The organism is Methanomethylovorans sp. (assembly GCF_041447285.1).
Lineage (GTDB): Archaea > Halobacteriota > Methanosarcinia > Methanosarcinales > Methanosarcinaceae > Methanomethylovorans.
On sequence record NZ_JBGMEB010000017.1, the window covers coordinates 1 to 20767 of the forward strand.

The 20767-nt window shown below is 39.5% G+C and carries 19 protein-coding genes; 8 read left to right on the plus strand and 11 right to left on the minus strand.

All coding sequences use genetic code 11. The features are described 5' to 3' along the window. Positions 1-201: 201 nt before the first annotated feature. Entirely contained in the window at positions 202-828 is a 627-nt protein-coding gene (locus tag ACC612_RS10350) for a class I SAM-dependent methyltransferase (protein WP_371854455.1), read from the plus strand. 4 nt (positions 829-832) lie between these two features. Continuing rightward, the gene (locus ACC612_RS10355; protein ID WP_371854456.1) at positions 833-1630 is read left to right on the plus strand and encodes a trans-aconitate 2-methyltransferase; all 798 of its coding nucleotides are present in this window, start codon (positions 833-835) and stop codon (positions 1628-1630) included. 288 nt (positions 1631-1918) lie between these two features. Here the strand turns inward: ACC612_RS10355 and ACC612_RS10360 are convergent, their stop codons facing one another. Next, on the minus strand, positions 1919-2365 hold the full coding sequence (locus ACC612_RS10360) for a DUF123 domain-containing protein (protein ID WP_371854457.1): 447 nt from the start codon (positions 2363-2365) through the stop codon (positions 1919-1921). Between the two features lie 59 nt (positions 2366-2424). Between ACC612_RS10360 and ACC612_RS10365 the strand changes: the two genes are divergently transcribed. Beyond that, complete coding sequence (locus tag ACC612_RS10365; protein WP_371854458.1) at positions 2425-2784, plus strand: carboxymuconolactone decarboxylase family protein; 360 nt, start codon at positions 2425-2427, stop codon at positions 2782-2784. Between the two features lie 17 nt (positions 2785-2801). Here ACC612_RS10365 and ACC612_RS10370 read toward each other — a convergent pair whose 3' ends face one another. The 3 genes from ACC612_RS10370 to msrB form a co-directional block, all read right to left on the minus strand. After that, positions 2802-3098, minus strand: a complete 297-nt coding sequence (locus tag ACC612_RS10370; RefSeq protein WP_371854459.1) for a DUF1294 domain-containing protein — start codon at positions 3096-3098, stop codon at positions 2802-2804. A gap of 102 nt (positions 3099-3200) precedes the next feature. Further along, on the minus strand, positions 3201-4085 hold the full coding sequence (locus tag ACC612_RS10375) for a WD40 repeat domain-containing protein (protein ID WP_371854460.1): 885 nt from the start codon (positions 4083-4085) through the stop codon (positions 3201-3203). A 32-nt stretch (positions 4086-4117) separates the two neighbouring features. Further along, complete coding sequence (gene msrB, locus ACC612_RS10380) at positions 4118-4516, minus strand: peptide-methionine (R)-S-oxide reductase MsrB (protein WP_371854461.1); 399 nt, start codon at positions 4514-4516, stop codon at positions 4118-4120. 234 nt (positions 4517-4750) lie between these two features. Here msrB and ACC612_RS10385 point away from each other — a divergent pair, with 234 nt between their 5' ends. Then, positions 4751-5098, plus strand: coding sequence for a hypothetical protein (locus ACC612_RS10385; RefSeq protein ID WP_371854462.1), 348 nt, complete (start codon positions 4751-4753; stop codon positions 5096-5098). A 5-nt stretch (positions 5099-5103) separates the two neighbouring features. On the opposite strand, the gene argS is transcribed toward ACC612_RS10385, so the two are convergent. From argS to ACC612_RS10405, 4 genes are all read right to left on the minus strand, one after another. Next, entirely contained in the window at positions 5104-6807 is a 1704-nt protein-coding gene (gene argS, locus ACC612_RS10390) for an arginine--tRNA ligase (RefSeq protein ID WP_371854463.1), read from the minus strand. A 13-nt stretch (positions 6808-6820) separates the two neighbouring features. Then, a complete protein-coding gene (gene prf1, locus ACC612_RS10395; RefSeq protein ID WP_371854464.1) occupies positions 6821-8065 on the minus strand; it encodes a peptide chain release factor aRF-1 in 1245 nt (414 codons plus the stop codon). A 130-nt stretch (positions 8066-8195) separates the two neighbouring features. Beyond that, positions 8196-9134 carry a 4-demethylwyosine synthase TYW1 gene (gene twy1, locus ACC612_RS10400; protein ID WP_371854465.1) on the minus strand — a complete coding sequence of 313 codons (939 nt, stop codon included), beginning with the start codon at positions 9132-9134 and terminating at the stop codon, positions 8196-8198. 68 nt (positions 9135-9202) lie between these two features. Then, on the minus strand, positions 9203-10756 hold the full coding sequence (locus ACC612_RS10405) for a DNA-directed DNA polymerase II small subunit (protein WP_371854466.1): 1554 nt from the start codon (positions 10754-10756) through the stop codon (positions 9203-9205). A 161-nt stretch (positions 10757-10917) separates the two neighbouring features. Between ACC612_RS10405 and ACC612_RS10410 the strand changes: the two genes are divergently transcribed. Further along, complete coding sequence (locus tag ACC612_RS10410; protein ID WP_371854467.1) at positions 10918-11475, plus strand: S26 family signal peptidase; 558 nt, start codon at positions 10918-10920, stop codon at positions 11473-11475. 22 nt (positions 11476-11497) lie between these two features. On the opposite strand, the gene ACC612_RS10415 is transcribed toward ACC612_RS10410, so the two are convergent. Then, positions 11498-12733: an ORC1-type DNA replication protein gene (locus ACC612_RS10415; RefSeq protein ID WP_371854540.1), complete on the minus strand. Its 1236-nt coding sequence runs from the start codon at positions 12731-12733 to the stop codon at positions 11498-11500. A 751-nt stretch (positions 12734-13484) separates the two neighbouring features. On the opposite strand from ACC612_RS10415, the gene mfnA reads away from it, so the two are divergent. The 3 genes from mfnA (at position 13485) to ACC612_RS10430 (ending at position 17531) form a co-directional block, all read left to right on the plus strand. Further along, positions 13485-14645: a tyrosine decarboxylase MfnA gene (gene mfnA, locus ACC612_RS10420; RefSeq protein ID WP_371854468.1), complete on the plus strand. Its 1161-nt coding sequence runs from the start codon at positions 13485-13487 to the stop codon at positions 14643-14645. Positions 14646-14930: 285 nt separating this feature from the next. Beyond that, complete coding sequence (locus tag ACC612_RS10425) at positions 14931-16031, plus strand: CBS domain-containing protein (RefSeq protein ID WP_371854469.1); 1101 nt, start codon at positions 14931-14933, stop codon at positions 16029-16031. An 81-nt stretch (positions 16032-16112) separates the two neighbouring features. Continuing rightward, positions 16113-17531 (plus strand): TraB/GumN family protein, encoded by a 1419-nt coding sequence (locus ACC612_RS10430; protein WP_371854470.1) that lies wholly within the window; start codon positions 16113-16115, stop codon positions 17529-17531. Positions 17532-17590: 59 nt separating this feature from the next. Here the strand turns inward: ACC612_RS10430 and fhcD are convergent, their stop codons facing one another. Continuing rightward, a complete protein-coding gene (gene fhcD, locus ACC612_RS10435) occupies positions 17591-18487 on the minus strand; it encodes a formylmethanofuran--tetrahydromethanopterin N-formyltransferase (protein ID WP_371854471.1) in 897 nt (298 codons plus the stop codon). A gap of 305 nt (positions 18488-18792) precedes the next feature. Next, positions 18793-20697 carry an anaerobic carbon-monoxide dehydrogenase catalytic subunit gene (gene cooS / locus ACC612_RS10440; RefSeq protein WP_371854472.1) on the minus strand — a complete coding sequence of 635 codons (1905 nt, stop codon included), beginning with the start codon at positions 20695-20697 and terminating at the stop codon, positions 18793-18795. Positions 20698-20767 lie beyond the last annotated feature (70 nt).

Here is a 20767-nt window from a genome sequence, read left to right on the forward strand (position 1 = left end):
TTCTTATCAACTATTGGTACTTACTGAATTGCAAAATAAAGTTAAACTCAGGAATTCGTTTGGAAGGCTATTCTAAAAAAGTACATCAAATTAGAATAGAAATCTAAGGAGCTAATTTGATGGCCTCATAGATAAAACACATCTTTACGGCTGATTTTATGTACCATGCTGCAAGTATTTTACTAATAGTTGGCTGGTTGCATGGAGCAGGACTACTATTCATACATAAGGAAAATATTTTATAGATTGTCTTATGTATATGATTTGACAGATATTTTTATCATGGATATCAGAACTGAAGTTGTGGATCTTACCGATGCAAAAAAAGGTGCCAAAATACTTGATGTAGCTACAGGTACTGGAAAGCAGGCTTTTGCATTCGGGAGAAGAGGTTATGAAGTTGTGGGAATTGATTTTTCGGAACACATGCTGAAAGTTGCTGAAAGGAATAACGAGTATAATAATGTAGGATTTATTCTTGCTGATGCCGCAAAGCTTCCATTTATAGACCAGCATTTCGATGTGGGCTGTATTTCATTTGCCTTGCATGAAATGCCCCTAAGTATAAGAAAACAAGTTTTACAAGAGATCGTTAGGGTCACCAGGATTGGTGGCACTATAATGATCATTGACTATTCATCTTCATCTGAAAAAAGAGCAGGTGGGTACTTTGTCCGTTACATTGCCAGATTATATGAAAGCAAATATTATGCTGAATTTATAGAGTCTGATCTGAATTCCCTACTTAAAGGATATGGAATAGAAGTAACTGCAGAACTATCTGCTATGTACGGAGTAGCCAGAATATTAAAATGCATCAGGAGGTAAAGTCGTGTACAAATGGAACCCCGCTGATTATACCACTCAGTCCTCAAATCAGCAACAATGGGCTCAGGAACTTATACCAAAGCTTGCTCTTAAGGGAAATGAAAGGATCCTGGACATAGGATGTGGGGAGGGTAAAGTCACCGCTGAGATCGCAAACCATGTGCCTCGGGGTTTTGTAGTGGGTGTTGATAGTTCTGAGGAAATGATAATGTTTGCCCGGAGTAAATTCCCTGAAATGGAGTATCCAAATCTCAGTTTTAAACTTATGGATGCAAAGCAATTGCATTTCAACAGGGAATTTGATATAGTTTTTTCAAACGCTGCTCTCCATTGGATAGTTGATCATCGCTCAGTTCTTAAAGGCATCAAAATAAGTTTGAAAGCATCGGGGAAGATACTGCTTCAAATGGGCGGAAAGGGGAATGCTGCAAGTACATTTTTGGTAATTGATAAATTACTAAAAGATGAAAAATGGAGCAGGTATTTTGAAGACTTTTCTTTTCCATTCGGTTTTTACAGCCCGGAAGAGTATAATATATGGCTGGATGAAGTAGGCCTTGAAGCAAAGAGGGTAGAACTTATACCCAAGGACATGAAACTTAAAGGTAGAGAAGGCTTATCTGGTTTTATTCGCAGCACATGGCTTCCATATACGTTGAGAATACCCGAAGATCTGCGCAGTGAGTTCATTGATTCTTTTGTGGATAAGTACCTTGAAGTACACCCTGCTGACAAAGAAGGTGTGGTTCATATAGGAATGGTCAGGCTGGAGGTAGAAGCTGAAAACTGTACCAAGAAGTGAGGCACACTTAAAATGTAAATTATCTTAGTCTAATATTATAATTTGGTATTGCAACCATTCTACTACATGAAACCCTAACTGATTTAATGTTTTTAGAAGCACCAGATTTATATAATTATAATAATATATGAGCATCTAGAGGGTATCACAATTATATCTTCCAGATAGAGTATAGTCATCATCAAATTCTGGGGAGGGCATTAGTCTTCCCCGGGAAGATACCCTCGATCTTCCATTTTAATCTGTTTTCTAATTGACAGCCTCCACTAAATCAATGCACAAAGGTTACTATAAAAAGCCTTGAGTCACTGGCTCAAGGCCATGTTTTCTGAAAATTTTTACCACTTCATCTGTTGGGTCATAGCAGCGATAGAAAAGGTGGGATTTGCATGCACAATCACTGCACCCAAAACCATGAACAGCTTCAGACTGGAATTTTTTTGCAAGAAGACATTCAATTTTGACAGAAGTGACAGCATGCACTGTGCACACCAATTGAAAATGCTCATCAAGATTTATATAATCGACATGCCACTTGGCTTTTCTTCCTTTATCCTTTGAAAGCATTACATGTCTATACAATCTCTTTAGACCGCCTGTGCCTTGTGCAGAACCCACATAAATATGATACCCTGCCCTAAAATTAATATCTTCAAGACCTCCAACCCTGATACTGCATTGTTGGTTTTCGAATATCAGACAATATACTCCCTTCTCCTTGACTGCCTCGACCATATTCATACACCTAGATGCATAAAATTAAATCGTTTCCCACTGAATCTTTAGTGATGACTATGAGCAAAGAAATACAAGAAGCAAAGGATGTAAAGGGCTTCGGACCAAGATCTGTGATCTATGCAACTCAGATAGACAAAGAGTTCGGGGAAGCTCTTGCAGGTTACTATAAAGCCGTATGGAAGGAGAGGGAAAATGGACTTACTATGAAGCAAAAGCACCTTTTAGTCTTTACTATAGCCTGTTCCAAACTTAACATAGAAAGTGCGCTCAAGATACTGGAGAAGCTTAAGAAATTCGAGGCAACTTCACAGGAAATAAAAGATGCCATGATGATAGCAGCATGGACTGGCGGGATACAGCACTTCACTGATTTCAGCCCCAAGATACTAAAAGAAATGGAAAGATTAGGTTTCTAAAACCCCTCTTCCATCTTTCAAGGTAAAGGTAAAATCCATGACCATAACACAACTAGTATTAAATGGATCAGCAGGATAAAGGGAAAACCATATTTAAATTGAGGGTGCTTCGTTTTATGCCGGAAGATTTTCATTCCTAAAACACCCCCTAAACTTCCACCTACAATTGCCCATATGAACAGATGTTTTTCAGGTATTCTATGTTTTTTACGGGTAGCTTTCTTTTTATCCAAACCCATAAGGCTGAATGATATGATATTAACAACTACGATATATCCAAGAAAATAATTAGTCAAAAAATATCCTGATTGCATATTATTTATAAATTGCAATCTAACATATATAGATATATATGTATTATTTTACTAAAATAGTAGTATCTTGAAAAAGAATATAATAGATATCTTGAACATGTCTCATTTTTCCAAGTCCCAAATGTTCAGCCGGCCATCTGCTGTTGTAGCAACTAGATAACGCCCGTTGGGTGAAAAAGCCATACTGTATACGCCTTTGACCATAAGAGGTATATTTGATACACTTTTTCCCGAATCAAAATCATAGATAACAATGTCATAATCCATTCCTACAGCAAATGTTTTTCCATTGGAAGAAACTGCGAGAGGGAAATGACCTGTACCATCAAGTTCTATAGAAAGCTCTTCTTTAAGGTTTTTCAATGACCAGATGCGCAGCTTTCGCTCATATCCTGAACTAATAAGATGCTTTCTGTCAGGAGTCACTACCATGGACATCAAGGCAACATCATGGCCTCTCAATTTCTGTTCAAGTCTACCATCAGATGAAGACCAGACATATATATCTCCACCTACACCACCACTTAGTACTTGTTTGCCATCGGGAGTAAAAAGAACACATGAAATAGCATCCGGACTTCCTTCCAAAACTAAAAATTCTTTACCATATTTCAACGCCCATAATCTTACGGTTCCATCATAAGAACCCGAAGCAAGCAATTTTCCATCTGGGGAAATACATACAGATGACACAACATTGCTATGTCCTGCGAGAACTTCCAGAGGAAGACAGGCAGGATAAGACCAAAGCCTGATAGTATGATCGGATGAGCCTGTAGCAATGATATTCAGATTACGGGAAAATGAAATACTGTTAACACTTTTAGTATGCCCTTTGAACTCTCCCATCAACTCCCAAGAAGGCACCGACCAGAGCTTCATGAATCCGTCCATGCCGGAAGATAACGCTTTTCTTCCAGCATTCAGGAAAGTTATATTGTTAGCATGACCTTTGTGAGCATGGAATCTTATGTAATCGTTTTCCATATTCTCTCCCGGAAGTAGAAAGCATTCTGATATCATGTCTCTTCCTCGAAATCCAATGAGACCGAATTCATACAGAATCTTTCGCCTGTAGGTGCAGGTCCATCATCAAAAACATGGCCAAGATGGCTTCCACACCTGCTGCAAAGTACTTCTGTCCTCTGCATTGCATAACTATTATCGGTTTTTCTGACCACTTTATCCTCAGATATTGGAGCCCAGAAACTTGGCCAGCCAGTACCAGAGTCGAACTTCGTATTTGAATTAAATAGTTCCTGTCCACAAGCGGCACAGAGATAGACACCTTTCTTTTCATTTTGGTAATATTTTCCACTAAAAGCAGGTTCTGTTCCCTTTTCCCTTAATACATAGTATTGCTGTGGGGTTAGGATTTTCTTCCATTCCTGCTCCTGTATTTTTACAAATGATGGCATATTCTCCCCTCCCTCGTATTTCAAGATATGAATCAAAAACCTTGAAATAAAGATACCCTTACTCAAGTTTGAGAGATTCTAAATTAAATAGTTTACGGATTGATCAGTAAAATTTGAAACACCTGATTTCTAACAGATAAATATACTCTATAAATATAAATAATATAATAAATATAAATAGTATCATGCCAGATAAGATGATAGGGAATTGTCCATCGGATCAGGGGTGATAGTGTGGCATGTTCTGCTACAACGTGTATGGATAACAAAGAACACGCTTCTTGTTTAATTAACAACATGAGGTTGTCAGAAAAGTATACAGATGCCCTCATGAGCTGGACAGAGAAGTATCTCGATCTAATAAATCTAGAAAGAATCATATGGCGTGAGATTGCTGTATCTGAAAATCCTTATCTCAATGTGAAAATAGCAGCAGAAAGAGACTTGGAATTCACTGTACTATTTGCATCAAAAAAGGATCGCAGCAACAGCACTATTTTTTTCCTTGAGGGAAATCTGCTGCTGCTTTTCAATTTTACACTGGAAAGCCTGAAAGAAAACAGTGTGTCCTATGCACTGTAAAAATTTCACATAGACTCTGGAGCATCTATGCCCAGGGTCTCTAATGAAATTGCCAACGTGATGCGTGCACAGTCCACAAGTCCAAGCCTTGTAGCTCTCAGTTTTTCGTCATCGATGCTAATTACGGGTACGAAGCGGTAGAACTGGTTGAAAGCTTCTGCAAGCTCTCTTGAGTAGATAGCTAATGTATGTGGTTTTAACTCCCTTGCACACTGCTCTATAATGCTGTCAAAAGAAGCCATTTTCTTGATCAAGTCCACTTCAGTATCCTCCACAAGTAGTGAAGGATCCATTTCAAAAGCCTCGTTCCAGACTCCTTCTTCCTGAGCTTTCTTCAGTATACTGCATGCTCTGGCATGTGAATACTGGATAAATGGAGCACCTTGTTTCTCGAAATCGAGAGCCTCTTTCCAGTTGAAAACCGTAGATTTCTCCGGTGAAACTCTGATAACATCGTATCTGACAGCACCAATGCCGACCATTCTGGCTACTTTTTGTTTGAAATCCTCAGGCATATCTGGCCTTCGCATATCAACTTCCACAAAAGCCTGTTCTTCTACCTGGTCCAATAATTCATCTGCGGAAATGAACTTGCCTCTTCTGGTACTCATAGAGCCTTCAGGCAAAGAAACAAACTCAAATATTACAACTTCAGGTTCAGGTTTTCCCAGAAGATTCAGAGTTGCCTTTAACTGACCTGAAATAAGCTTGTGGTCGGCTCCCAGAATATCGATCATGCGATCAGCTCTTTCACCTTTCCACTCATGGTATGCCAGATCTCTAGTAGTGTACAGAGATGTTCCATCTGATCTCTGTACCACCAGTTTCTTCTCAAAACCGTAATCCTCCAGATCCAACATAAGGGCACCATCATCGACCTTCGTACGACCTGTAGCTTTAATCTCCTCAATTATTCTTGTAACAGCACCTGACCTTACAAAAGTGGATTCGTAAGGGAAACTATCATGGTATATGTTCATGCGCAAAAGAGTTTCTTTTATACCATCGAGTGCAAGAGAGACAGCTTCACTGAAGCTTTTTATTGTAGCATCATCCCCTTTTTCCACAAGCTGCATAAGTCTGTCGATCTCTGCTACTTTTTCAGGTTCTTCCCCAAGCTTAGCATTGGCCTTAATATAAACATCTGCTATAGAGTGGTCTGATTTTTTTGATGTATCAAAATCAAAATGAGAAAGAGCCCAGGAAACAATAGCTATCTGACGACCCATGTCATTTACATAGTACTGGGTCTCAACATTGTAACCGGCTTTTCTGAGAATGCGCACCAGAGTGTCACCAATGACTGAGTTTCTGATATGACCCACATGTAATGGCCCATTTGGATTTGCAGAAGTATGTTCAAGGAGGATCTTACCTTCACAGAAACCTCCTCCAAATGACGTGCCTTCAGACCTTATCCTTGAAAAGGTTTCTTCAATATAGTTTCTGGAAGTGTTAATATTAATATAAGGACCCATAGCCTTCATTTCGCCTATGAGAAGGAAATTCTTCACATTAGCAGTTTTAACTATTGTTTCTGCTAACTCTTTGGGATTCTTCTTTTCCCTGGATGCGATCCTGAAAGCAACTTTTGAAGCAACATCTGCATGTTTTGATGGTTCAAGATCAAGATCTGAAGCTTCAATACCAAGCTGGGAAATAGTCTCATTTAATAATGTTTCAACCTGTTTTCTGAAATCCAGATACATTATATCACCCGTTTTACATACCCGTGCTGAACCTCAATATAGCAACCAGACCGCCAAAAGCGTTCATAAGTTGTGAACCTTCATCAAAATCAGTTGAAATGAATTCCACCTGGGTGTTCATCTGATCAGCCATTTCAGAAAGTTCGTCTACAATATCCACTTTTTCTACAACTTCCATAGAATAACCACAAACTGGACAAGGCCCTGGGGCAAAATTGTCCTCTCCGGGTTTGAAGGCTTTTGTTAGCTTTGCCTCATGGTCTCCATTTGGACATCGTACTGTTATTCTTTCTGCTCTGAGATCCTCAGATATCAGAAGGACTTCCACTGCACCAATATGAAGATTCCCTCTTACAGATTCTTCTCCATAGGCTGCTTTGCCAGAATCTGATACTAATTCTGTGAAAAAACGCTGAATGAGCTTTTTTTCTGCAATAAGATCGATATCCGAAAGTTTCTCACTTGCTGCATTAACCAATTCCGGAAGGCCGGATTCATCGGTATATGCAACATCAAAAAGACCAAGTACCTTTTTCTGAAGTTCATGATGCAGGAACTCTCCTGATTCGAACTCTTCCTTGGTCGGAGAGGGACCTCCTATAAGAATACCTTCAAAGTTTTTCGGATCAACTGCCATGAACACGTCAGTAGCAGCATCACCTATACGTTTGTAGAACTCATGGATAGCAATGAGCCTCAATTGTTGGAACCTATGAGCACTCTGACCTCCTTTTCGCTGTTTTCCTGGTACAGTAGAAGTTAAAGTCCTATTAGCTTCTATATGCTTACCCACAAGTAAGCCAACAGCTGCCTCACGCCTATCTAGAACCAATAGTCCATAGGTTTTTGCATCTTTGAGCATTTCTTCAAGAGGCTCAAGGTAAAAACTGGAGTCACAGTGATATCTGTATGTTACTATTGGCTGAGGGGGTTCGACAGTAGTGGTTTCCATATTTGTCTTGTTTGCACCGATATCAACAGCACCAGTGAAGAAAACTATACCATTTTCCGGAACTTCTACATATCTGAGCCTTGCAAGCAAGGATTCTATAGCACCCTGAACATTGTCCTTAGTGATCTTAGACTTAATGTTTGCCGCCTGCCCATGTTCTCCTTTGAGCTGAGAGGTGATATCAGATATTTGTTTATCAGGAGGAATATAGAGAGAGATGAGTTCTGTTCCACGACCTTTCTTGGTCCTGAGTTCCTCCAGTTTCTTTTTAAATTCATATTTCTTATGAGCAGATTGTTCTGTCATTGTGTTAATACTCCATGGTAAGATTAAATGATAAGATATCTCAAATTTTATAATTTGCCTTTATGTAGATCTTGATATAAATATAGATTATGACAGGTATTTGAAAGAAATGCTGTCAATGCAGCAGATGCTATTCAAGATGAGAGACAAAACCGTCCCTTGATAGCAATACCACTCTGCTGATCTCAACATCATCAGCAACTGCATAACCCAAATGACCCGCTAGTTGCTTAGAAAAATCCAAAACTTCCTCATGTGAGGGCATCGCTTCCCTGGGAAGACGATTTCTTGAAAAACCCAGATGCATGTAAGCTTTTACCTCCACATAATCTGGAGAAGCTTTTTTTATTAATTCAGCATAACCTTGAGGATTGAACATATTAACTCCCTTTATCAGAGTAATCCGTATAACTGTCCTTGTCTCTTTATCCCTCAGTACATCAAGGGACTCGTTCAGCTTGTTCCATAATTGGGTTGATTTGGGACGGCATACCTTATTATACGTTTCCTCATCTGGAGCATCCATACTCATATAAAGCTGGGAAGGATTAATACGTTGCATCATTTCAGGGTTAGTGCCATTACTGACAACAAACGTCGTTAATCCCTGTTTTTTGAATTCTTCTATCAATTCTGCAAGATAGGGATACATTGTAGGCTCACCTGATAGAGATATAGCTACATGTTTGGGCTCATTGCCCTCTAACCATAACTCTCTATGCTCAGCATCACCAAAACCTGAGATCAACTTCCTCTGAGATTTTATACATGACCCCACTATTTCCGATGGAGAGTCCCACTCCTCAGGTGCAGGGGCATCGACTTCCACCGGACGCCAACAATGCAGACATCTCTGATTACACATGAGAGTTGGGGTCATCTGGAGACACCTATGAGAATGTATCCCGTAGAATGAAGCTTTGTAGCATTTACCTTCCTCCCTCATCGCCCTTCGAAGCCATAGGCATGTCTTTACAGCCGAATGATTCCCTGCAAGACTGTAACCTTGCTTTTTGAGAAGAGAAGAAAGATCTGTAATATCTGGCAAATTGTATTCCTGAGAGGACATTTGGGTTTTAGTTAAGATTTGGTGTATATATACTTTGGCGAATGAAGCTCGAATTTAAAGTGTAGAAATCACTCTGCAAACTTAAGAATAGTAGTTTTAAGAGTACTAAGATCCACTACAGGTACCTGTGCAGGAGTGGGAACTACATTCACTCTTTTCTGGAACTCGGTCTGGGATTGCCATGTACCTGAGTTCACCAAGAGGACATTTTTGTACCAATCCACGCCCACTGTGTGCACATGACCACAATGTAATATATCAGGCACCTGCCCAATCACGAAATGGTCCTGTTTTTCGGGAGCTATAGACACTCTGCTACCATAAATAGGAGAGAGATGTCTACGCTTCATCATTTCCACCATAGCTTTTGTAGGTTCATGATAAGAAACTCCCGGAATAGATGCCACAAGGTCATCAATAGACCTTCCATGATAAATCATAAGCTTCACACCATCAAGATCAACAACTGATGGGTTGCCCACAAAAGTAACATTATCAGAAAAATCGGCTCTTATGATCTCAGGCAACATGGGCTGAGGCTCTGCCTGCCTTACAGCATCGTGATTGCCTGGAGATATTATAACTGTGATATGTCTGGGTATTTCACTAAAGTATTCAGCAGCTTTCTTATACTGTTGATATACATCTTGTATCTTTAATTCCATTTCCTGTCCTGGATAGATACCCACACCATCCACTAAATCCCCTGCAACCACAAGATATCGGACTTCTTTGGACAATTCAGCCATTGCCTCATTGTCAGTATCACCTTTTAGAAAATCAATAAAACGATACCATTCATCCTCCAAAAATGTGGAACTGCCTATATGAACATCAGAAGTTAACACAGCTTTGCCGTATGATCTTTTTCTTTCTCCAAGAGTGTTGGGAAGATCAGGAATAGTGATCTTTTTAGCTATGAGTAACTTACCATCGTTAGTAAGAGCACCTGTGATACCCACAACTTCATCCAGTACAAACCGACTCGCAAGTTCGAACAGCTCTTTATCAGCCATTCGGACTAACACCGAGATGGAACCTGTAGTATCTTCAAGTTCTATCATCTTATGACCATTACTCGTGCTTTTGAGGCCTGAGATCATGCCAATGATAGACACTTCGTTCATATCCTTGTCCATACCCTCACGGCGGCCTGAACTCTTATTACGGTACTTGTTCAGGCTTTCTATAGGCCTTGAATTTAACCTGTTCCTGATCATCTCGCTTAACCTGCTATATCGATTCCTGAAAAACTGGACAAATTCCATATATTCTCCTACACACGTAGAATTATCTGTGATGTCCATTAAAATATCAACAGGATTTTCAGAAGTATTGAATTTAACAGCAGAGCTTTTTAGAGTAACTGTTTTAGGAATGATATGACCATTATCATGCAAAGATTTTTTTTCAAGAATTGCAGACTTTTCCTGAGAACTATTTTCTTCAATGAGGCCATTAATATGCTCTACATCCACTACTAATACAGAAGGATCCATATTTTTTAAGATGCGATCCATAAGACTGTGCGGATTGCAATGACAACATATCAACTCCACAGCGTTGGGGCTTATTTGATATCCTTCTTCCAGGAAAACGGTAATCACTTCTATCTGATTCATAGAGGATCGGATGTTACGAATAACAAAATATTTTTTTCACAAATTTTCAATCCCCGGAGGATCCAAGGAAAGTAATGTGGCCTATATGCTATGTTCTTATATAGTTGTAATGGGAAGGAAGAAACTATTATAATTCTTATCTGAAGGCATCCGGTGAAACAATGGATCTAAAGGAAGGCATTAGAACTTTTCGAGAAAGTGATAATTTTTTCATTTCATTAACCAGAGATATACTATCTGTGGCAGCAGCGGTGTTAGCGTTCTCAACCATTTCATACATAATATTTGGTATGTGGACGCCAATGGTCGCTGTGGAATCCGGTAGCATGGAACCGCACATGAATATCGGAGATATTATTTTTATACAAAACATAGAAAGGACATCGGTAATAACAAAGGCAGATTCATCTAGTGATTATATGTCATTTAAGGAAAATGGGGATGTTATATTATACAGGCCTTATGGAAGAGAAGATGTAACACCCATTATTCATAGAGCCATGTATTTTGTAAAAGCAGGCGAGCCTATGTGGGAAGGAGGGCCAGTAGCTCCCCATGACGGTTATATCACTAAAGGTGACAATGAAAAAACTAATATGGTGTATGATCAGCAAGGACAAATAAGTTATCTGACACCGGTAAAAGAAGAGTGGATTATAGGAGTCGCCAGATATCGCATACCTTACATAGGAAAGATAAGGCTGATGTTGCCTTTCTGATATTTTTTACCAGAAAACAACATCATAAGTGCATTTGGGTAGTTATAACCGGCTTAAAGTTTTCAAGTGGTTTAAGCCTGTAGTCCTCGAAAAGTACACGCTGTGTACTGGATACAGGAACGCTCAAAACTATTTCTTTCGTTCTTCCGTATCTACCTTTGCTCACTACCAGAGCATTAACGATACCAAGCATGTCGAGTTCTGACATAAGGTCAGTCACACGTCTTTGAGTGAGAATATCCATATCTACAGTAATGCATAACTGACGATAGACATTGTATACTTCTCCAGTGGTAACGTTCTTGTAACCATTATTTCTTAAGTTTATAATAGCACAGAGTGCAAGTTTTGACTGCGTAGGAAGAGTCTTAACAACTTCAATGACACGATCAACCTCTATTTTATCTTGGGCACGTCTTACATGTTCTTCCTGTACACACGGTTTCTTTTCGCGCTCAGCAAGCTCTCCTGCAACTCTCAAAAGGTCTAATGCACGCCTTGCATCACCATGTTCCTGAGCTGCAAAAGCTGCACATAAAGGAATAACAGTTTCTTCGAGAACACCTTTTTTATAAGCTATTTCTGCTCTTTCCACAAGAATATCACTTATCTGATCTGCATCATATGGTGGAAAAATAATTTCTTCTTCTCCTAGAGAGCTTTTTACCCGTGGATCCAGAAACTCAGTAAATTTAAGGTCGTTAGAAACTCCGATCATACTCACTTTTGCCTGCTTGAGATCAGAGTTTGCTCTGGAAAGATTATAAAGAACATCATCACCTTTTTTAACAAGTTTATCTATTTCATCAAGAATAATAATTATGACTTGCTTTTTCGAATCTACAGCCTCTTTGAATTTTGCAAAGACTTGATCTGTAGGCCAACCAGTCATTGGAACGTCTTCTCCAAACTGCCTTGCCAGATTGGCAAGCAACCTGTATTGAGTATCTATGACCTCACAGTTAACATAAACCACGCTGCACTGTACATTAAGTTGTTCGCCTATTCTCTCCAGCTCTCTGCCTACATGCCGGGAAGCAGCTGTTTTACCAGTACCTGTTTTTCCATAAATAAGAATGTTAGAAGGAGTATCGCCCCTCAGAGCCGAGACCAATATAGTTGCAAGACTATTAATCTGTTCATCTCTGTGCACTAAGGTGTCAGGAGTATATGTCGGCCTTAAAACTTCCTTATTATTGAAAATAGGTTCAGTCGCCAGTAATTCCTGAAACAGACCGTCTAAAGCTTTGTTTTGCATTTTGATTACCATCCTACCACTGATCCTGGATCCAACCTGCAAACGTGAAATAACCTCAACAGGTTATCTAAGATGTTTGCATAATAGAAAACGCTAAAAAGAGAAGGCGTAAACTCTCCTATAACTTAGCGCTTTTGAATATAATGATGATCTATGTAAGCAAGTGAATCCTTTATCTCATCCTTTTCCAATTGCTACAATGGAAATTAGGGTTATTAATAGTTATGGTGAATACCCCTTTGTTTCCAGTGCAAGGTTTTATAAAAATAGAGTGAAGTAGAAAAATCAGTAACATGTGCCTTTTTAATTTTTTGAAGAAAAGTGATGTATATCTAGTCAGGTACTTCAAATGGAATTCAAAATTCTAAACCCCTTTATTTCCACTGGAAGGTTTATAAAAGAGGGACACCCTATTATTTCCAGTGGAGTGCATGAAAAAAAAAATTGGCGATACAATTTTTAATATTGTGAAAAAAAAAGCCTATGGTACTTATTCAATTTATCATATTTAAATCTTTGTTTCAAATTGAAAAACAGTGATAATTTCTTTGATACAAATGTATTAAAAATGTGTTAGTTGACACATATCACAAACAAAAATCAAATTAGATTAAAAGTTCCAGTAGAAACAATGGGGTTCCCTTCTAATCAAGTATAACAAAAGTAAGAACCTTTCTAAATCATTCTAAATTTAACGAAGTTACATTTTCGAACATAATAAATTTAAACATAACGGTTATTCTAACAGCAAATGCAGCAATCTGGACAAAATTGGAATGATATTATATCTTCTTTAATGCAAGCAAAGTCAAAAGATCTTCATTACGAAAAAGTTCTTAGTTCTATGTGTACTTATCCTCATCCTATTGCAGTTGAAGCACATAAGTTATTCATTGAATCGAATATGGGTGATTATGGTCTTTTCATGGGAACTTATGAATTAGAACAAAGTGTCTTGAAGATGCTTGGAAATCTGTTGAATCATTCTCATCCTTATGGTTATCTTACTACAGGAGGAACTGAATCTAATATTCAGGCTATACGAGCTATGCGCAATGCTTGTAAGTCTATCCAAAACCCAAACATTGTTGTACCAACTTCTGCTCATTTTTCTTTTGACAAAATAGCTGATATCCTTAAGATTGAAGTCAGAAAATCGCGTGTCCTTTCTGATCTGACTGTTGATACTGATCACGTATCATGTCTTATAGATGAAAACACAATTGGACTTGTTGGTATTGCAGGATCTACTGAATTTGGTCAGGTTGATCCTATATCAAAGCTTTCAGATATTGCTTTTGAAAAAGGTATTTTTCTTCATGTTGATGCAGCCTTCGGAGGTTTTATCCTTCCATTTATCAATAAAGATTTACCTTTTGATTTTTCTCTTCCGGGAGTGACTTCGATTGCTATAGATCCACATAAAATGGGCATGAGCACCATTCCTTCTGGGGCCTTGCTTTTCAGAGAAGAAAAAATGATGGATTTTCTTAGAGTTGATACTCCTTATCTGACGATAAGCAGTCAATGTACTCTTACAGGTACTCGTAGTGGAGCTTCAGTAGCAGCCACATATGCTGTGATGAAACATTTAGGAAGAGATGGTTATACTCAGATGGTTAGCCGATGTATGTCACTTACTCAGTTGCTTTTACAAGAAGCTGAAAAAATCGGGCTTCACCCTGTTATTGATCCAGTCATGAACATTTTGGCTTTGTCTGTCTCTCAACCTAAAAAAATAAGAAAGGAATTAGCTAATCAATTCGGATGGCAGGTTTCTATAACAAGGGAACCATTGTCTATACGTCTTGTTATCATGCCTCATATGACAGAAGCAAATATTTTAGCTTTTGTCAACGACCTCAAATCTGTACTTGACCAGTTTGAATCTTCTGAGAACAATAAATCCTAAAGGTCCAGTACTGACGGGACCGGTAACATGCCTTGAGAAACTAACGGATTAAAATTAGCAGAATTTAAAACCCAAGGCATGTTCCGGCTTATATTGAGGGGATGGATCAAACATGGAACTGATGATACCTGGCCTTGAAGCTTGTAAGGCGTGTATTCATCAATCCATTGTATAATTAACAATAATTCTACAGAAGATATAAAATGAGACCAAGCAGGGTGAAAGTATTAATTGGCAATACGTTAATAAGATAAAAATAAATATTAACATACCACAAGATAAACTATGAAAACATCATTTCAAATAGGCAAAATTCTCGGCATCCCCATTAAGTTACACATTACTTTCTTACTAATACTGCCGGTATTCGCCCTGGTTTTTGCCACAAATCCAGCTCCGTTTGGTTTTCAAGACCAGACCACTCCGCTGATGAACTATTTATTATCCCTACTTACAACCATTCTTCTTTTCGTATGTGTACTTCTTCATGAACTTGGTCATTCTTATGTAGCCCAAAGATACGGTGTGGAAATAAAAGACATAACACTGATGCTTATTGGTGGTGTGTCCTCCATGGAAGAAATTCCCAGGAACCCTTCGCAAGAGCTCAAGATGGCTTTTGCCGGTCCTTTTGTAAGCCTCATTTTAGGTACCACTATTTACTTATCTAATTTTCTGGCTGCATCTATGATATTTTCTTATGCATCTACGCCTATTTACATGATGTTTAATATTCTAGGTTCGATAAACATAGTACTTGGTCTTTTCAATCTCTTGCCGGCTTTTCCTATGGATGGAGGCCGTCTTCTCAGAGCATGGTATGCTAAAAGGATGAACTATGTACAGGCCACTCACTATGCTGCTTCTATAGGAAAACTTTTTGCATTTTTCATGGGAATAATCGGTCTATTTTATAATGCGTGGCTCATACTAATAGCGTTCTTTGTTTACATTGGAGCCTCAGAAGAAGACAAGTCTACTACAGTTACAGTAACCCTTGAGAAATATACAGTTTCTGATGTTATGAGTCCAGATGTTACATCAGTGCCTCCAGATATGACAATTGATGCTCTCTTAAGTTTTATGTTTGAGAACAGGCACATGGGTTATCCTGTCATTGAAGGCAATTCTTTAAAAGGGATTGTGACTTTATCTGACGTGCATAAAGTCCCTCCTCTTGATAGAGTAGTCTTGCAGGTAAGAGATATAATGACCACAGACGTGGTTTCATTACCTGTGAACGCTAAAGCTTCAGAAGCCTTCAAATTGATGATGTCAAATAATATAGGAAGATTGTTAGTTGTAGATTCTAATGGCTCTGTAGCAGGCATTCTTTCCAGGACAGATCTTATGAGAGCAATGATGCTTTCCAATGAGCAGTTATAATAAGTTGAATATAATATAATTAGCTAAAAAGTTTAAAAATAACAATTCCTGTTTCAGTAAACTGTTCGTGAGGTATATATTGTGAAAAACTCATTTCATGAAGAAGATAAAACTGCTTCTGCTCCAGACAGTAGTAATATCAGCAGCATTACTTCTTCTGCGGATACATCTGTTTATAATTCTGACTCTTCTGCTAGCTCAAACACCGTGATAACTGATACATGTTCCACAGAGAACCAGCATAGCTGTTATGATCTGTTCTCTCCTTCAGCAGATCACAGCTCGCAGGTAGAGCCTTCAAGGATCATTATAATAGGTACGGCCCATGTATCTGAAAAAAGCGTTGCTGAGGTCAATACAGCTATAGAAAAAGAAAAACCTGATATTGTTGCTGTAGAACTATGCAAGCCCCGGTATGATAGCCTTAAAGGAAAAACAGTTGATACTGAAATTCCTATCAAGGATATACTCAAAGAAGGTAAGATCGCTCAGTATATGGTACACATGCTTCTTGCTCATGTGCAAAAAAAGTTCGCTGATGAGATGGGTGTACAGCCAGGTGCCGAGATGATCAAGGCCATAGATGCTGCTGAAGCACATGGGGCACGGATAGCTCTTATCGATAGGAATGTGCAGGTAACTCTACAAAGATTCTGGAGCAAAATGGGCTTCATTGAAAAACTGAAAATGATTGCAGGTCTGGTGGCTGCTGTTTTAGGCATTGGTGGAACTAAGGATATTGATATGGAAACTATTACCAATCAAGACATAGTCACGATGCTAGTCGATGAATTCCGCGATACTTCTCCAAATGCTGTCAAGGTCCTCATAGATGAAAGAGATGCTTACATGGCTTCTAATCTTATAAGGCTAGCATCTGGTGGTGGAAAAAAGATCATTGCTGTAGTTGGCGCGGGTCATAGAGCAGGCATCCAGAACTATCTGTTGCATCCGGAGACTCTTCCACGCCCACAGTCAGTTGAAGATATCCCGAAAAAAAGATTTAGTCTTTTAAAAGCCTTCGGAATAATAATGTTAGCGATTCCGCTGGCAGCTTTTGTATTGCTGCTGATTTCAGGTGTATCATTCAAAACCCTTGGTATGGTATTCATATGGTGGTTTCTTATTACCGGAGGCTTAAGTGCTCTGGGTACCGCATTAGCAAGAGGCCATCCTTATTCGGTATTAACATCTTTTATGGTTGCCTGGATGACCACTCTTAATCCGGCTGTAGCTGCGGGATGGTATGCAGGTCTCAGAGAAGCAAAATACCGCAATCCTACAACAAAAGACCTGAAAAGTCTCATGAATGCAGAATCAATGAAAGACATGATGAAAAATAATTTTTTCAGGGTCCTTTTTGTAACTGCCATGTCTAACCTTGGTGCTATGGCAGGCAGTTTAGTAGGAGCTTATGTCATATTCCAGTTCCTGAACATCAATCCAGTAGATTATCTTGAAACTTCTTTACATGCAGGCTTAGCAGTGCTAGGTCTCTGATTTTTTCTAATAAAAAATGTAACAAAAAGAAGAAAAAAAAGAAGATTTAAGCTTCTATCTCAGAAGAGATCGTGAAGCTTGAGCTGGTATTTTCCAAGTTTGCCACCATAGTTACCGGCCGATATCTTCTTAACACCAGGAACTGTTACTGCAGCCTTGATACCAACAGCCATTGCCTTTTTAATAACTTCTTCATTGACACCATTGATGACTATCTCATACACTGCTTTTACATCTGCTGGTATCTGAGTGTCAGGTACTTTGTCTCTTACAGTAGGACAGTATCTCTCATTAGCTGTAGCCTTCATGAATTTGGCATACTTGTTAGACCCAGACTTGGAACCGCTTGCAACAATACCTCCCGGGAAAGGTGTGATCGTACCTTCAAGCTCCTTTATGGCGTCAACAGCAACTTCTGCAGCTGTGAGTGCTGTCATCTGGCTGTCACCGAAGATGAAGAAATTACCGCCTGCAATACCGGCTATTGCTCCGATATTCTCTTCGATAAGGAAATCTCCTCCCATAAGGGGTATGCTGTGCATTTTGTGATCTCCAAGCTGTTTTACTGATTCCAGGCCATCACCAAAGAATCTCTCTTTTGCGCCGATATTGAACTGCTTTTCTGCATTTGGAAGGCCATTGAATACAGCAGTTGTCGGAGCTGTGAGTATACACTGTCCGATACGCTCAAGGAGCTGGTGTTCCAATGCCTCGTATCCGAATGTGCATATCTGGATGTACACGCCTGGTCTGCCATCCGGTGTCTCTTCACAGGTTGCAAATCTTTCAATGCCTGCTTCTGCAGGACACATGATAACTGAAGTACCAAATCCAGTTGCTTCTGTAGCTGCTACCTCTGCCCAGCGTTTTGTGGCTGCTGTTATCAATACCCTACCGATCTTGATAGGAAAAGCTTCTGCATAAGTGTCCTCTATTTCGACTCCGTTGATTTCCATAATTATCCCTTTAAGATGTTTTAATTATTTATTCGATGAATCCATCAAGACAATGTTTCCTGCTAAAACGAAACAATTTAAAAGCATTTCATAGTAAGGCAAAGTGGCAGTACATATAATTTTCGAGTCTAAAAAGACTTTTGACAGCAATTACTGATGATGAATTTATAATCAATTATAATTACCAATCTTTTATTGTATTTGATTTTCGTATACACAGGAGATGTGTGCTGTTAAATTTCCAGTCATCACATATCATCTCCCATGTTTTAATACATACTCCTACTTCCACTTTTGTCAACTGTTCAGATGCCCAATTTACTGCGATTCATTTCTATGTGATCCATCATTGCATCTACAGCCTTTTTGGCATCAGTCTCCACATTCATTACTCCCCCAGTAACATCCTTACAATCCTGGGTGAGCAATTTCACAAGCCTTGGAGCACCTGTTACAGTAGGCACGGGGTTAACATGAGTGTACAGACCCAATGCTAAAGCATACACTGCATCAATGGTAGCTTTCTGTTCCATGTATTCAGGTGCTGTTGCTACGACTGGCAGGTCTGGTAGAGGTACACCTCCTAATGCCGTTGATATGGAACCAAGCAGATCTGCCAGCCTTCCGGTATCGGTACATGTACCAAAGCTGAGTACTGGGGGGACACCAAGCTGTTTACACAATCCTTTGAGTCCAGGTCCTGCAAGTTCTATTGCATCAGGGCTGCATAGACCTCCCACTTGCATTGCCGCATTGCCGCATCCCATGGAAAGTACCAGCACATCCCGTGCAATAAGTTCCTTCGCAATATCCAGACTATGACAATCCTGCCCTGAATCTCTCAGAGTTGTACAGGATACAAGACCAGCAACACCTCTTATGGTTCCGCTTTTAATGGCATCCAGTAAAGGTGCTAGACTGCCACCTAATGCCTCTGTTATGCTCTCAGAAGAGAATCCCACTACAGACTCAGTTATAGGAAGGCCAGTTACAGGTGTGACAGCTTTTCTGCGTTTGCTGAAATTATCTATAGCTATCTGCAACAACTGAGCCGCCTGTTCCCGTGCTTTTTCTGGCACGTAATCTATTCTTTCGTCAACGCCTTCTAAAGAAACAAGGTCACTCACGGGCACAATCCTGAAATGATATTTTTCAGCGTATATTGGGTCTATAGGCATTGAGCAGTTCATATCTGCTACGAACACATCTACACAGCCGCTGGCTAAGACAGCTTCTTGCATAATCCAGTTACCAGTGAAACCAAAGAATACATTGTCCATTTCCCATCTCTGTATCATTTCCTGACCAGTTTCAATATTTGCAATTATGCGCAGTCCTTTTGCACCAATCGCCTGAGCTTTGTCCTGCCATTCTTTTTCTCTGGCAAGTTGTACCATGGCAAATCCCAAAAATGGTTCATGACCATTGGGAAGTACGTTTACATATTCAGGGTCGAGTACTCCAAGGTCTACCCTCATCAGGTGTGGTTTTGGCAAACCGAAAAGAATGTCCTGGCAATATTCATTTACTATCTGGCTTTGATAACCCATGGCCACTCCCAAACGCATGGCTTTGAGAGCAAGACTCACATAATCCCCATCCACGTTTGTGAGGGATGAACTCGTCGTCCTCATAATCTCACTGTGAATACCATTTGGGAATATGCCCAGTTTTTTCCATGTTTCCTTACGCTCTTCAGGTGCAAGTATCTCTACTATCTTGCTGTGTTTCCCGTATTCGTTCCTGAAATCAGCTTCCACGAAGTCACATAATCTCAAGGCAATTTCATTATCAGTGCCGGATGTATCGACACCAAGCCTTGCAGCAAAAGTTCTGAGTTTCTGCGGTTCCTTTATTTTAAAAGGTGTTTTACCAAGAGCTGTGGCTCTAAGTGTTTTTATAGTCTGCTCTGTATGGTACTGGTAAGTAGACGCTCCCATTACGTTGCGTAATAACATCATACGCATAGCCATACCGTCAGCAGTGATACCACAAACTCCTCTTTTATCACTCTCTGCATTGGCTCTGCAAGGTCCGTTTGAACATAAGTCACAGCGCATACCTCCCTGACAGAAATTACAACGTCTGTCGGGGTTCCCACCCATGCCCTGTGCCTCATATCTATCCCAGATATTGGTTATGCCGTCTTCTTTTATTCTTTCATACACTTTCTTTACTGATGTGTGACAGGATATCCTATCTCCTTCCATTTTATCACTCCCCGAAGTCTAAGCTTGGTAGGTTTATAATTCGACTGTTTATAATCTGAGCCTGCTATTT